This window comes from Burkholderia sp. PR2 (assembly GCF_052372875.1).
GTDB classification, from domain to species: Bacteria; Pseudomonadota; Gammaproteobacteria; order Burkholderiales; family Burkholderiaceae; genus Burkholderia; species Burkholderia diffusa.
The window spans coordinates 2268763-2283497 of sequence record NZ_JBQRWH010000004.1 but is presented as its reverse complement, the minus strand read 5'-3'; the positions used below and the strand labels follow the sequence as shown (position 1 = coordinate 2283497).

12 protein-coding genes and 1 tRNA gene are annotated in these 14735 nt (G+C 67.8%); 11 read left to right on the top strand and 2 right to left on the bottom strand.

The annotated features are described in order from the left end of the window. Positions 1–143: 143 nt before the first annotated feature. The 10 genes from hutH (at position 144) to ACT2FV_RS27670 (ending at position 12499) form a co-directional block, all read left to right on the top strand. The gene (gene hutH / locus ACT2FV_RS27715; RefSeq protein ID WP_226115601.1) at positions 144–1667 is read left to right on the top strand and encodes a histidine ammonia-lyase; all 1524 of its coding nucleotides are present in this window, start codon (positions 144–146) and stop codon (positions 1665–1667) included. Positions 1668–1671: 4 nt separating this feature from the next. Next, positions 1672–2367: a histidine utilization repressor gene (gene hutC / locus ACT2FV_RS27710; RefSeq protein ID WP_059599060.1), complete on the top strand. Its 696-nt coding sequence runs from the start codon at positions 1672–1674 to the stop codon at positions 2365–2367. A gap of 39 nt (positions 2368–2406) precedes the next feature. Then, entirely contained in the window at positions 2407–4095 is a 1689-nt protein-coding gene (hutU, locus tag ACT2FV_RS27705) for a urocanate hydratase (RefSeq protein ID WP_059599061.1), read from the top strand. A gap of 2 nt (positions 4096–4097) precedes the next feature. Beyond that, a complete protein-coding gene (locus tag ACT2FV_RS27700) occupies positions 4098–4709 on the top strand; it encodes a HutD/Ves family protein (protein WP_444505183.1) in 612 nt (203 codons plus the stop codon). Positions 4710–4713: 4 nt separating this feature from the next. Further along, positions 4714–5937, top strand: a complete 1224-nt coding sequence (gene hutI / locus ACT2FV_RS27695) for an imidazolonepropionase (RefSeq protein WP_226115603.1) — start codon at positions 4714–4716, stop codon at positions 5935–5937. A gap of 23 nt (positions 5938–5960) precedes the next feature. Further along, positions 5961–7337 carry a formimidoylglutamate deiminase gene (locus ACT2FV_RS27690; protein WP_444505182.1) on the top strand — a complete coding sequence of 459 codons (1377 nt, stop codon included), beginning with the start codon at positions 5961–5963 and terminating at the stop codon, positions 7335–7337. A 60-nt stretch (positions 7338–7397) separates the two neighbouring features. Next, positions 7398–8195: an N-formylglutamate deformylase gene (hutG, locus tag ACT2FV_RS27685; protein ID WP_444505181.1), complete on the top strand. Its 798-nt coding sequence runs from the start codon at positions 7398–7400 to the stop codon at positions 8193–8195. 724 nt (positions 8196–8919) lie between these two features. Continuing rightward, a complete protein-coding gene (locus ACT2FV_RS27680) occupies positions 8920–9726 on the top strand; it encodes a gamma-glutamyl-gamma-aminobutyrate hydrolase family protein (RefSeq protein WP_444505180.1) in 807 nt (268 codons plus the stop codon). Positions 9727–9738: 12 nt separating this feature from the next. Further along, a complete protein-coding gene (locus tag ACT2FV_RS27675) occupies positions 9739–11076 on the top strand; it encodes a glutamine synthetase family protein (protein ID WP_059599064.1) in 1338 nt (445 codons plus the stop codon). A 28-nt stretch (positions 11077–11104) separates the two neighbouring features. Beyond that, entirely contained in the window at positions 11105–12499 is a 1395-nt protein-coding gene (locus ACT2FV_RS27670) for an aspartate aminotransferase family protein (RefSeq protein WP_444505179.1), read from the top strand. A gap of 160 nt (positions 12500–12659) precedes the next feature. On the opposite strand, the gene ACT2FV_RS27665 is transcribed toward ACT2FV_RS27670, so the two are convergent. Both ACT2FV_RS27665 and ACT2FV_RS27660 read right to left on the bottom strand, forming a co-directional pair. Then, a tRNA-Val gene (locus tag ACT2FV_RS27665) sits at positions 12660–12734 on the bottom strand. A gap of 83 nt (positions 12735–12817) precedes the next feature. Beyond that, positions 12818–13300: an Lrp/AsnC family transcriptional regulator gene (locus ACT2FV_RS27660; protein ID WP_444505178.1), complete on the bottom strand. Its 483-nt coding sequence runs from the start codon at positions 13298–13300 to the stop codon at positions 12818–12820. Positions 13301–13491: 191 nt separating this feature from the next. Here ACT2FV_RS27660 and ACT2FV_RS27655 point away from each other — a divergent pair, with 191 nt between their 5' ends. After that, positions 13492–14706: an amino acid aminotransferase gene (locus ACT2FV_RS27655; RefSeq protein WP_444505177.1), complete on the top strand. Its 1215-nt coding sequence runs from the start codon at positions 13492–13494 to the stop codon at positions 14704–14706. The last annotated feature ends 29 nt before the right edge of the window (positions 14707–14735 follow it).

Genomic DNA, 14735 nt, shown 5'->3' with positions numbered 1-14735 from the left:
CGGGGCTGTCGGGCCACTCCGGCGGGCCGCCCCGGATATCAGGGAAACTCCCGAGTCGAAATCGTGAAAAACGGGGTTGTCTAGACAAGTTGCGATGGCTACACTGCAATCCATCACGAACTTGTCTAGACAGGATTGATCACATGATTACGTTGACCCCCGGCCACCTGACCCTCCCGCAACTGCGCAAGATCGCTCGCGAATCCGTGCAGCTCACGCTCGACCCTGCGAGCTTCGCGAAGATCGATGCAGGCGCGAAGGCCGTCGCCGACATCGCGGCAAAGGGCGAGCCGGCATACGGCATCAACACGGGCTTCGGCCGCCTGGCCAGCACGCACATCCCGCACGACCAGCTCGAGCTGCTGCAGAAGAACCTGGTGCTGTCGCACGCGGTCGGCGTGGGCGAGCCGATGGCACGCTCGTCGGTGCGTCTGCTGATGGCGCTGAAGCTGTCGAGCCTCGGCCGCGGCCACTCGGGCATCCGCCGCGAGGTGATGGACGCGCTGATCACGCTGTTCAACGCCGACGTGCTGCCGCTGATCCCGGTGAAGGGCTCGGTCGGCGCATCGGGCGACCTCGCGCCGCTCGCGCACATGTCGGCCGTGCTGCTCGGCGTCGGTGAAGTGTTCATCCGCGGCGAGCGCGCCAGCGCGCTCGACGGTCTGCGCGTCGCGGGCCTCGCGCCGCTCACGCTGCAGGCGAAGGAAGGCCTCGCGCTGCTGAACGGCACGCAAGCCTCGACGGCGCTGGCGCTCGACAACATGTTCGCGATCGAAGACCTGTACCGCACCGCGCTCGTCGCGGGTGCGCTGTCGGTCGACGCGGCGGCCGGCTCGGTGAAGCCGTTCGATGCCCGCATCCACGAACTGCGCGGCCATCAAGGCCAGATCGACGCGGCCGCGTCGTACCGCGACCTGCTCGAAGGTTCGCCGATCAACCAGTCGCACCGCGACTGCGACAAGGTGCAGGATCCGTACAGCCTGCGCTGCCAGCCGCAGGTGATGGGCGCGTGCCTGGACCAGATGCGCCACGCGGCCGACGTGCTGCTGGTCGAAGCGAACGCCGTGTCGGACAACCCGCTGATCTTCCCGGATACCGGCGAAGTGCTGTCGGGCGGCAACTTCCACGCCGAACCCGTCGCATTCGCGGCCGACAACCTCGCGCTCGCCGCATCGGAAATCGGCGCGCTGGCCGAGCGCCGCATCGCACTGCTGATCGACGCGACGCTGTCGGGCCTGCCCCCGTTCCTCGTGAAGGACGGCGGCGTGAACTCGGGCTTCATGATCGCCCACGTGACGGCAGCCGCCCTGGCATCGGAAAACAAGACGCTCGCGCACCCGGCGTCGGTCGACTCGCTGCCGACCTCGGCGAACCAGGAAGACCACGTGTCGATGGCGACGTTCGCCGCGCGCAAGCTCGCCGACATCGCGGAAAACACGAAGCACATCCTCGCGATCGAACTGCTGGCCGCCGCTCAAGGCGTCGACCTGCGCGCGCCGTACCACACGAGCCCGAAGCTCGCGCCCGTGATGGAAACGATCCGCAGCAAGGTTGCGCATTACGAGCTCGACCACTACTTCGCACCGGACATCGCAGCAGTCGCGAAGCTCGTCGACGAGCGCGCATTCGCGAAGATCGCGCCGTTCTCGTTCGCATCGGAACAGTAAGCCCATGAGCGCGCCGGTCTACCAGGAGATCAAGGATTTCATCCTGGGCCGCATTCACGCCGGCGAGTGGGCGGAGGGCGACCAGGTGCCCTCCGAGAACGAACTGGCCCGCGAGTTCAAGGTCGCGCGCATGACCGTCAACCGCGCGTTGCGCGAGTTGACGGCCGAGCAGGTGCTCACGCGCATGAAGGGCGCCGGCACCTACGTCGCGCGGCCGAAGTACGAGTCGACGCTCGTCGCGATTCGCAGCATCTCGGAGGAGGTCGACGCGCGCGGGCATGCTTACCGCGCCAGCGTGCTCGGCCTCGAGACGATCCGCGCCGACGAGGCGCTCGCCGACGAGATGCAGATGACCGTGCGCGCGAAGCTGTTTTATTCGCAGGTGTTGCACTTCGAGAATGACGAACCCGTCCAGCTCGAAGAACGGTGGGTGAATCCGGCGGTCGCGCCGGATTATGCCGAGCAGGATTTCACGAACACGACGCCGAACCTGTACCTGATGCGCGCAGCCCCGCTGCAGCGCGTCGAGTACCGGATCGAAGCGGCGGCCCCGGCGCCGGAGCGGCGCGAGCAGCTGCGAATGGACGACGTCGAGCCGTGTCTCGTTTTACATAGGCGCACCTGGTCGCAGGGCGTCGTCGCCTCGGTGGCGAATCTGTGGCACCCCGGCAGCCGTTATCGCTTCACCGGGCATTTCTGATTCCTATTTGATATTCACTTTCCCTCGGGAGCAGTCGTCATGAACCATCCGAAACACATCGATCCCCGTCTCGATCCGACGCGTACGATCCGCGCGCCGCGCGGCAGCGAGAAGGTCTGCAAGACCTGGCTGGCCGAAGCGGCCTACCGGATGATCCAGAACAACCTGGATCCGGAAGTCGCCGAGCATCCGCACGCGCTCGTCGTGTACGGCGGCATCGGCCGCGCGGCGCGCAACTGGGAATGCTTCGACCAGATCCTCGCGTCGCTGAAGGATCTCGGCGAAGACGAGACGCTGCTCGTGCAATCGGGCAAGCCGGTCGGCGTGTTCCGCACGCACAAGGATGCGCCGCGCGTGCTGCTCGCGAACTCGAACCTGGTGCCGCACTGGGCGACCTGGGAGCACTTCAACGAGCTCGACCGCAAGGGCCTGATGATGTACGGCCAGATGACGGCCGGCAGCTGGATCTATATCGGCAGCCAGGGCATCGTGCAGGGCACCTATGAAACGTTCTTCTCGGTCGCGAACCAGCATTTCAACGGCGACCCGTCGGGCCGCTGGATCCTGACGGGCGGTCTCGGCGGCATGGGCGGCGCGCAGCCGCTGGCGGCGACGATGGCCGGCTTCTCGATGATCGCGGTCGAGTGCGACGAGACGCGCATCGACTTCCGCCTGAAGACGCGCTACGTCGACAAGAAGGCGACGACGCTCGACGAGGCGCTCGGCATGATCGAGGAAGCGAAGCGCACCGGCAAGCCGGTGTCGATCGGCCTGCTCGGCAACGCGGCCGACGTGTTCACGGAGTGCGTCGAGCGCGGCATCACGCCGGACTGCGTGACCGACCAGACGAGCGCGCACGACCCGATCAACGGCTACCTGCCGCAAGGCTGGAGCGTCGCGCAATGGCGCGAGACGCAGAAGGTCGATCCGGAAGGCATCGTGCATCCGGCGAAGCAGTCGATGGCAGTGCAGGTGCGCGCGATGCTGACGCTGCAGGAGCGCGGCGCGGCCACGCTCGACTACGGCAACAACATCCGCCAGATGGCGCTGGAAATGGGTGTCGAGAACGCGTTCGACTTCCCGGGCTTCGTGCCGGCCTATATCCGCCCGCTGTTCTGCGAAGGCAAGGGCCCGTTCCGCTGGGTCGCGCTGTCGGGCGATCCGGAAGACATCTACAAGACCGACCAGAAGGTGAAGGAGCTGATCCCCGACGATCCGCACCTGCACAACTGGCTCGACATGGCACGTGAGCGCATCGCGTTCCAGGGCCTGCCCGCACGGATCTGCTGGGTTGGCGTGAAGGATCGCTATCGCCTCGGCCAGGCGTTCAACGAGATGGTGAAGAACGGCGAACTGAAGGCCCCGATCGTGATCGGCCGCGACCACCTCGACACCGGTTCGGTCGCGAGCCCGAACCGCGAGACGGAATCGATGAAGGACGGCTCGGACGCCGTGAGCGACTGGCCGCTGCTGAACGCACTGCTGAACACCGCGGGCGGCGCATCGTGGGTGTCGCTGCATCACGGCGGTGGCGTCGGGATGGGCTTCTCGCAGCACTCGGGCGTCGTGATCGTCGCCGACGGTACGGCTGACGCGCACGAGCGTCTCGGTCGCGTGCTGCTGAACGATCCGGCGACGGGCGTGATGCGTCACGCGGATGCCGGCTACGAACTCGCGCAGCAGACGGCCCGCGAAGCCGGCCTGAAGCTGCCGATGCTCGGCCGCTGAGCATGACGGCGCTCGACCAGGCGCCGGTGCACGCAACGATGATCCGCGCGGCGGATCTCGTTGCGTCGCCGTGGAAGAACGGCGGCGGCGTGACGCGCGAAATCGGCGCGTTCCCGCCGGGCGCCGCGCTCGACGCGTTCGCCTGGCGCGTGAGCGTCGCGGACGTCGGCGCGGCCGGGCCGTTCTCGCGTTTCGACGGCATCGACCGCACGCTCGTGTTGCTGTCCGGCGCGGGCATGACGCTCGCGGAAGCGGGTGGCGCACTTCACGTGCTCGACGCGCCGCTCGCCCGCGCGGATTTCGCCGGCGAAACGGCGATCGACGCGACGCTGCACGACGGCGCGACGCGCGACTTCAACCTGATGACGCGCCGTTCGGCCGCGCGCGGGACGGTCGACGTGTGGCCCGAAGGCACGCACCGCGTCGAGCGCGCCGATACCGTGCTGCTGTTCTGCGCGACCGGCGCGGTCGGCATCGAGATCGACGGCGCGCACTACGCACTGCAGGAAATGGACACGCTGCGGCTCGACGGGCCGCAGCGTGCGTTTGACGTCGTCGTGAGCGGAGGCGGCGCGCTGCTCGCCGTGTCGCTCGCCGTCGGCGAACGAGACTGAACGCATGAAACCGATTGTCTGGCATCACCTGAGGCTGTGTCCGCACGGCCATCCCGACGAAACGATCGACGACGCAGCGATCGCCGTCGACGAAACCGGCACGATCGTGTGGCTCGGCGCGTTTTCTGCGCTGCCCCACGGTTATGCGCACTGGCAGCGGGAAGACCTGCACGGCGCGTGGGTGACGCCGGGCCTCGTCGACTGCCATACGCACCTCGTGTACGGCGGCACGCGCGCCGACGAGTTCGCGCAGCGCCTCGCCGGCGTCAGCTACGAGGAGATCGCGCGGCAGGGTGGCGGGATCGTGTCGACGGTGCGCGCGACGCGCGCGGCCGACGAGACGACGCTGTTCGTGCAGGCGGCCGCACGCCTGCAGCCGCTGCTCGCCGAAGGCGTGACCGCGATCGAGATCAAGTCGGGCTACGGGCTCGACCTCGCGAGCGAGCGCAAGATGCTGCGCGTCGCGCGCCAGCTCGGCGAGCGCTTTCCGGTCACGGTCTACACCACGTTCCTCGGCGCGCACGCGCTGCCGCCGGAATACGCGGGCCGCCCGGATGAATACATCGACGAAGTGTGTGGACGGATGCTGCCGGCACTCGCCGACGAAGGCCTCGTCGACGCGGTCGACGTGTTCTGCGAGCGCATCGGCTTCTCGCTCGCGCAGACCGAGCGCGTGTTCGAGGCCGCGGCGCGGCGCGGCCTGCCGGTGAAGCTGCACGCGGAGCAGTTGTCGAACGCGGGTGGTACCGCGCTCGCCGCGCGTTATCGCGCGCTGTCCGCCGATCACCTCGAATTTCTCGACGAAGCCGGCATCGAGGCGATGAAGGCGGCCGGCACGGTCGCCGTGCTGTTGCCCGGCGCGTATTACTTCATTCGCGAAACGCAATTGCCGCCGATCGCGCTGCTGCGCAAGCACGGCGTGCCGATCGCGCTCGCGACCGATCACAACCCCGGCACGTCGCCGCTCGAATCGTTGCTGCTGACGATGAACATGGGCTGCACGCTGTTCCGCATGACGGTGCCCGAGGTGCTGCAGGGCGTCACGCGCCATGCGGCCGCGGCACTCGGCCGCGCGGATCGTCACGGCGCGCTCGAGATCGGTCGCCAGGCCGATTTCGCGGCCTGGTCGGTCGGCTCGCTGTCGGAGCTCGCTTACTGGATCGGCCGGCCGCTGTGCGAGCAGGTCGTGCGCGGCGGTACGACCGTGTTTCGCCGGATGAACGGCTAGCGTTGCAACAGACGAGACTCACGATGACCGAAATGACGCTGTTCGCGGACCATGCCTGGCTGCCCGATGGCTGGCGCCGCAACGTGCTGCTGCGCTGGGACGCAGCCGGCACGCTGACCGACGTGACGCCCGACGCCGACGCGCCGGCCGGCGTCGCCCGCGCGGCAGGGCCCGTGCTGCCCGGCATGCCGAACCTGCATTCGCACGCGTTCCAGCGCGCGATGGCGGGGCTCACCGAATACCGCGCGAATCCCGCCGACAGCTTCTGGAGCTGGCGCGACCTGATGTACCGCTTCGCGCTGAAGATCACGCCCGACGCGCTCGCGGCGATCGCACGCTGGCTGTACGTCGAGATGCTGAAATGCGGCTATACGTCGGTGTGCGAATTCCACTACGTGCATCACGCGCAGGACGGCTCGCGCTATCCGCAGATCGCGGAACTCGGCACGCGCGTGATCGACGCGGCCCGCTCGGCCGGCATCGGCATCACGATGCTGCCCGTGTCGTACCAGTTCGCCGGGTTCGGCAACAAGCCGGCGCGCGACGACCAGCGCCGCTTCATCAACACGCCGGACGGGCTGCTCGAACTGCTCGACGCGATGCGCCGCGTCGCGCCCGAGCACGGCGGACTGCGCTACGGCGTCGCGCCGCACTCGCTGCGCGCGGTGTCCGAGAGCGGATTGCGCGTGCTGCTCGACGGCCTGCCCGACGATGCGCCCGTGCATATCCATATCGCCGAACAGACGGCCGAAGTCGACGATTGCGTGCGCGCTTACGGCGCGCGTCCCGTGCAATGGCTGCTCGATCGCTTCGATGTCGATGCGCGCTGGTGCCTCGTGCACGCGACGCACGTCGATGCGACCGAAACGGCCGCGCTCGCGAAGCGTCGTGCGGTGGCCGGCCTGTGCCTGACCACCGAGGCGAACCTTGGCGACGGCGTGTTCCCGGCCGTCGACTATCTCGCGCAGGGCGGCGTGATCGGCGTCGGCTCGGACAGCCATGCGTCGGTCGACTGGCGCTCGGAACTGCGCCTGCTCGAATACGGGCAGCGGCTCGTGCATCGCGCGCGCAACGTGCTCGCGAGCGACACGCAGGCGCATGTCGCCGACCGGCTGTTCGACGCGTCGCTCGCAGGGGGCGCGCAGGCCAGCGGGCGGCGCATCGGCGCGCTGCGTGAAGGCTGCCGCGCCGACTGGCTCGTGCTCGATCCCGATCATCCGGCGATCGCCGAACACGGCAGCGCGTCGTGGCTGTCGGGCGCGGTGTTCGCCGAGCACGGCGATACGCCGGTGCTCGACGTATACACCGGCGGCGAACGCGTCGTGAGCGGCCGCCGCCATCGCGACGAAGCCGTCGCGTATGCCGACTACCGCGCCGCGCTGGCGCAACTGCTGCGCTGAACGCGCGGCACCCGGCGCGCGCCGCGAGCGTGCGCCGGCAGACTCTTACGGTGATGCGACATGACTGAACAACCGGCTGTTTTCACGCTGAAGCAGGGCACGCTGCCGCTGCTGATCTCGATTCCGCACGCAGGCATCCACATTCCCGACGACATCGCCGCGACGATGACGCCCGACGCGCGCTTCGTCGACGATTGCGACTGGCACCTCGAGCGGCTGTACGGGTTCGCCGCGACGCTCGGCGCGTCGATCCTCGTGCCGTCGCACGCGCGTTACGTCGTCGACCTGAACCGTCCGCCCGACAACGAGAACCTGTACCCGGGGCAGGACACGACCGGGCTCGTGCCGGTCGACACGTTCGACAAGGCGCCGCTGTATCCGGCGAACACGCTGCCCGGCAACGACGAGATCATGCGCCGTCGCGACCGCTACTGGCGCCCGTATCACGACGCACTGCAAGGCGAGATCGCGCGCCTGAAGCGCGAGCACGGCCGCGTGCTCGTGTGGGAAGCGCATTCGATCCGCTCGCATGTGCCGCGCTTCTTCGAAGGCCGTCTGCCGGACTTCAACTTCGGCACGTCGAGTGGCGCGAGCGCCGCGCCCGGCCTCGCCGAGGCGCTGGCGGCATGCGTGAGCGCACACGGCGGCTATACGGCCGTCGCGAACGGGCGTTTCAAGGGCGGCTACATCACGCGTCACTACGGCGTGCCCGCCACCGGCGTCGAAGCCGTGCAACTCGAGCTGTCGCAGATCACCTACATGGAGGAGACGCGTCCGTATGCGTACGACGAAGCGCGCGCCGCGCGGATCGTGCCGCTGCTGCAGACGCTCGTCGAAACCGCGCTCGCGCATCGCTGAGCCGCCGGCCCGCGTTGCGTGCGGCGGCGCGGCGCCACCTCGCGCCGCGGCCTGTCAGCGAACACCGCACGCGCCGACGCAGCGCACAAAACGGCATCGACCGGCCGGGTCGATGCCGTTTTTTTCGTCTGATCGATGTCGGGATCGATACCTGAAAATTTGACGCAATTTTTAGGTGATATAAGCTGAATGTCAGGAAGTCGTCACGCGCGCCGGCCGCGACGGCGTCGATCAGCGCCGCACCGCGCCGGAATCCGCTGCGAAACACTTGCCGACGTGTCGCCGCGCGGCATTGCCGCCTCCGCTTCATTGCGACACGTGTCCTGTCTTCATCAGTCAGTCGAGTACGATCGTGAAAGCCGCCAGCCCTTCGATATGCCGGACCCGAAGTCCGTCGGCGGGCGCGTCGCCTCAGGCCGGGCCGATCCGGCATGCTGATCGCGGCACGCGCGCCGTCCTCATACGCGAGCCTCGTCCCTTCGCTGTGTCGCATTGCAGCCTGCGCCGCTTCAATCTCGTGACCGCGCACGTATTCAGCGCGGTGCAGTGCGACGGCAGCGCTTCATTGTTGCCCTAGCGTCCGTTTCTGCCTTCGCATCGGGTCGCACCGTCCGTTGCCGCGCCGTTCGCGCGGCAGGATCGCGGTTGGGCGCGTGCGGCGCGACCGCGCGTTGCCATCGTCTCGCGCCCATGCACGCGTCGCACCTTCATCGTGGAGACGATCATGCGACCGCGCCCGCTCGTAGCCGTCACCGCCGACCGCGTGATGCGCGGCGCCCATCCGAACCATACGGCCGGCGAGAAGTATCTCGTCGCGCTGGTCGACGGTGCCGGCGCGCTCGCCTTCGTGCTGCCCGCGCTCGGCACGCGCCAGCCGGTCGACGCGATCGTCGCGTCCATCGACGGGCTGCTGCTGACCGGCAGCTATTCGAACGTCGAGCCGCATCACTACGGTGGCCCGGCGAGCCCGCCGGACACGCTGCACGACCCCTCGCGCGATGCGACCGCGCTGCCGCTGATCCGCGCGGCGATCGACGCGGGCGTGCCCGTGCTCGCGATCTGCCGCGGCATGCAGGAGCTGAACGTCGTGTATGGCGGCACGCTGCATCAGCGGCTGCATGCGAGCGCGTGCTTCCACGATCATCGCGAGCGCGACGGCGATCCGCTCGAACGGCAGTACGGCCCCGCGCACCGCGTGCAGCTCGCGCCGGGCGGCCTGTTGCAACGGGTCGCGCGCGGCGCGCACGACGCGATGGTCAATTCGCTGCACGACCAGGGCATCGCGCGGCTCGGTGCGGGGCTCGCGGTTGAAGCGAGCGCGCCCGACGGGTTGATCGAGGCCGTCAGCGTGCGCGGCGCGCGCGCGTTCGCGCTCGGCGTGCAGTGGCATCCCGAATGGCGCTTCGCGGAACAACCGCTGTCGCGCGACATCTTCGCGGCATTCGGCGCGGCGTGCCGCGCGCGCATGACACACCGCATGCATGCGGCCGGCGGCACCATGCCGTCGCCGGCCGCATCCGACATCGACTGAACGAGGCCGATCATGCAACCCGAACTGAGCGAATTCCTGCGTCAGCACCGCATCACCGAAGTCGAGGCGATCATTCCCGACATGGCCGGCATCGCGCGCGGCAAGATCATTCCGCGCAACAAGTTCGAGTCCGGCGAATCGATGCGCCTGCCGCAGGCGGTGATGGTGCAGACCGTCACGGGCGACTATCCGGAAGACGGGTCGCTGACCGGCGTGACCGATCCCGACATGGTGTGCGTACCCGATCCGTCGACCATCTGCCTGATTCCGTGGGCCGTCGATCCGACCGCGCAGGTGATTCACGACTGCGTGCATTTCGACGGCTCGCCCGTCGAGATCTCGCCGCGCTACGTGCTGCGCCGCGTGCTCGACCTGTACAAGGCGAAGGGCTGGAAGCCCGTCGTCGCGCCCGAACTGGAGTTCTATCTGGTCGACATGAACGCCGACCCGGACCTGCCGTTGCGGCCGCCGGTCGGGCGCACGGGCCGCGCGGAGACGGGCCGTCAGTCGTATTCGATCGAGGCGGTCAACGAGTTCGATCCGCTGTTCGAGGACATCTACGAATACTGCGAGATGCAGGGCCTCGACATCGAGACGCTGATCCACGAGGTCGGCGCCGCGCAGATGGAGATCAACTTCGTGCACGGCGACGCGCTGTCGCTCGCCGACCAGGTGTTCCTGTTCAAGCGCACGGTGCGCGAGGCGGCATTGCGCCACAACATGTACGCGACGTTCATGGCCAAGCCGATGGAGGGCGAGCCGGGCTCCGCGATGCATATCCACCAGAGCCTTGCCGATGCGCGCACCGGCCACAACCTGTTCGCCGACGAGGGCGGCGTCGTATCGCCGATGTTCCACAGCTATCTCGCGGGGCTGCAGAAGTACACGCCCGCGCTGATGCCGATCTTCGCGCCGTACATCAACTCGTACCGCCGACTGTCGCGCTTCATGGCCGCGCCGATCAACGTGCAGTGGGGCTACGACAATCGCACGGTCGGCTTCCGCATCCCGCAGTCGACGCCGGTCGCGCGGCGCATCGAAAACCGGATTCCGGGCGTCGACTGCAACCCGTACCTCGCATTCGCGGCGACGCTCGCGGCCGGGTATCTCGGTCTCACGCAGCAGCTCGCGCCGACCGAACCGATCGCGTCCGACGGCTACGACCTGCCGTACCAGCTGCCCCGCAATCTCGAGGAGGGCATCTCGCTGATGGCCGCGTGCACGCCGCTTGCCGACATTCTCGGCAACAAGTTCGTGAAGGCGTACCTGGCGCTGAAGGAAACCGAATACGAAGCGTTCTTCCGCGTGATCAGTTCGTGGGAACGCCGTCATCTCCTGCTGCACGTGTGAGCGTGCGGCATCGACCAGCGGAGGCAACATGACAGAACGAAGCGAAGCCGTCGCCGCACGCTCGACCGCCGAATACCGCGCGCTCGACGCCGCGCACCACATCCACCCGTTCTCGGACATGGGTGCGCTCAACCGCGCGGGCAGCCGCGTGATCGTGAAGGCCGACGGCGTCTATCTGTGGGACTCGGACGGCAACAAGGTCATCGACGGGATGGCCGGCCTCTGGTGCGTGAACGTCGGCTACGGCCGCAAGGAACTCGCCGACGCCGCGTATCGCCAGCTCCAGGAACTGCCGTTCTACAACACGTTCTTCAAGACGACGCACCCGCCGGTGATCGAGCTTTCCGCGATGCTCGCGGAAGTGACGCCCGCCGGCTTCAACCACTTCTTCTATTGCAACAGCGGCTCGGAAGGCAACGACACCGTGCTGCGCCTCGTGCACCAGTACTGGCGCGTGCAGGGCAAGCCGCAGAAGAAATACGTGATCTCGCGCAAGAACGGCTACCACGGCTCGACGATCGCGGGCGGCACGCTCGGCGGGATGGGCTACATGCACGAGCAGATGCCGTCGAAGGTCGAGCACATCGTGCACATCGACCAGCCGTACTTCTTCGGCGAAGCGCAGGCCGGCGAGACGCCCGAGGCATTCGGCCTCGCACGCGCGCAGCAGCTCGAGGCGAAGATCCTCGAACTCGGCGCGGGGAACGTCGCGGCGTTCATCGGCGAGCCGTTCCAGGGCGCGGGCGGCGTGATCTTCCCGCCGTCGACGTACTGGCCGGAAATCCAGCGGATCTGCCGCAAGTACGACATCCTGCTCGTCGCCGACGAAGTGATCGGCGGCTTCGGCCGCACCGGCGAATGGTTCGCGCATCAGCACTTCGGCTTCGAGCCGGACCTGATCACGATGGCCAAGGGCCTGACGTCGGGTTACGTGCCGATGGGCGCGGTGGGCATCCATGAACGCATCGCGCGCCCGATCATCGACAACGGCGAATTCAATCACGGCCTCACGTACTCGGGCCATCCGGTCGCGGCGGCGGTGGCGGTCGCGAACCTGAAGCTGCTGCGCGACGAAGGGATCGTCGAGCGCGTCAAGCGTGATATCGGGCCGTATTTCCAGCGTCGGCTGCGGGAAGCGCTCGGCGATCATCCGATCGTCGGCGAGATCGCGGGGTCGGGGCTGGTCGCGGGGGTCCAGCTCGCACGCGATCGCGCGCGGCGCGAGCGGTTCGACGCCAGCGTCGACGTCGGCATGATCTGCCGGGACTTCTGCTTCAGCGGCAATCTGATCATGCGTGCGACCGGCGACCGGATGCTGCTGTCGCCGCCGCTCGTGATCCGGGAGGCGGAGGTCGACGAGATCGTCGACAAGGCGAAGCGCGCGTTCGATGCGACGGCGCAGCGGGTGAGGCGGGCAGGGTAGTCAGTCGTCGCGACGCTTCGATTGCATGTGGTCGAAGCGTCGCTGCCCGTCGAACTTGTTCGCGAGCGCAAGGAAGCGTGCAGGGGAGGCGCGCCGCAGGACAAAGGCGGCCGAAAAACGAAAAGGGCCTGCGTCGTGAGACGCAGGCCCTTGAATTCTTTGGTGGGCGGTACTGGGATCGAACCAGTGACCCCTGCCGTGTGAAGGCAGTGCTCTACCGCTGAGCTAACCGCCCAAAGAAGCTGAAATTATGTCAGAGCTTTTCGGGTTCGTAAAGCACTTTCTTCAAATATTTTTCAGGCCGGTGCAAACAGTTCGTCAGCCGGCCGTCGACGGTTCGACGAGATCGAGGATCGAGCCGTCGCGCTTGAGCGTCGCGAGCACGATGCTCGAATTGATCGACATCACACCTGTCGCACGGTGCAGGCGGTTGATCACGAAGTCGGAATAATGGTCGAGGTCGCGCGCCCGAACCGTCAGCACGTAGTTCGAGCCGCCCGTCACGATCTGCGCGGCGATGACTTCCGGCCACTCCTGGATCGCCTCCACGAACCGGTCGTGCCATTCGGGTACGTCCGGCCGCATCGACACATGCACGAGCGCCTCGAACGCGACGCCGACCTTCTTCGACTCGATCGTGCAGCGATAGCCCGAAATGACGCCGCGCTCCTCGAGCAACTTCACGCGCCGCAGGCACGCCGACGGCGACAGCGCGACCGCGTTCGCGAGGTCCTGATTGCTGATGCGTCCGTCCCGCTCGAGATGCCGGAGGATCCGCATGTCGGTTCGATCCAGATTCATTTCGCAGAATCCCGTAATTTTTGAGATGACAAGCGCAGACTCTACTGCAAAGGCGGCGATTCGTCATCGAAAAGTGAAGCTCATTCTATTTCGTCCTCGATAACATGCGCCCCATGCCTCGACCGCACGGCCTGACGCGCTGTCACGCCGCCGGCCGTATCGCCGCCTTCAACTCTTACCGTCATTGCGTCATGTACGAACACATTCCCGCCTATCCGGGCGACCCGATCCTGTCGCTGTTCCAGGCGTTCCAGCAGGATGCCCATCCGCACAAGGTCAACCTCAGCATCGGTCTCTACTACGACGACGCGGGCCGCATCCCCGTGCTGGAGAGCACGCGTCTCGCGGCCGAGCGCGTGCGCGAAGCCGGTGCGCCGCATACCTACCTGCCGATGGAAGGGCTTGCCGCGTATCGGCAGGGCGTGCAGCGCCTCGTGTTCGGCGCCGACTGCGCGGCGCTCGCGCAAGGGCGCGTCGCGACGCTGCAGACGCTCGGCGGCTCGGGCGCGCTGCGGCTCGGCGCGGAGTTCGTGAAGCGCTATTTCCCCGACAGCGCGATCTGGGTCAGCGATCCGACGTGGGACAACCATCGCGTGATCTTCGCGGCGGCCGGCCTCGACGTGCACACGTATCCGTATTACGACGCAGCGCGCAACGACCTGCGCGTCGACGCGATGCTCGCAGCGCTCGACGCGCTGCCCGCGCGCAGCATCGTGCTGCTGCAGCCGTGCTGCCACAACCCGACGGGCCTCGATCTCGGCCGCGACGCGTGGAACGCGGTGATCGACGTGCTCGCGCGCCGCGGACTGATTCCGTTCCTCGACATGGCGTACCAGGGCTTCGGCGACGGGCTCGACGACGACGCATGGGCCGTGCGCGCGATCGTCGAGGCGGGACTGCCGGCGATCGTCAGCAACTCGTTCTCGAAGAACTTCTCGCTGTACGGCGAGCGCGTCGGGGGTCTGTCGATCGTCTGCGCGAGCGCGGACGAAGCGGCGACGGTGCTGAGCCAGTTGCAGGCCGGCGTGCGCCGCACCTATTCGAGCCCGCCGCTGTTCGGCGCGCAGCTCGTGTCGGCCGTGCTGAACGACGACGTCCTGCGTGCGTGCTGGGAAGACGAGGTGGCCCAGGTGCGCACGCGCATCAAGCGGATGCGCGGCGCGCTGAAGGCGCGGCTCGACGCGCGCCTGCCAGCGCCCGCGTTCGATGCGCTCGTCACGCAGCGCGGCATGTTCAGCTACACGGGCATCGCCGCGAGCGACGTGGACCGGCTGCGCGCGTCACACGGCGTCTACCTGCTGCGCTCGGGCCGCATGTGCATCGCGGGCCTGAGCGACGCGAACGTCGACCACGTCGCGAACGCGATCGCCGACGTGCTCGGCGGCACGTCGCGCCAGGCCGCTTGAGCGGCCGATCCCGAACCGAAGGAGGACAC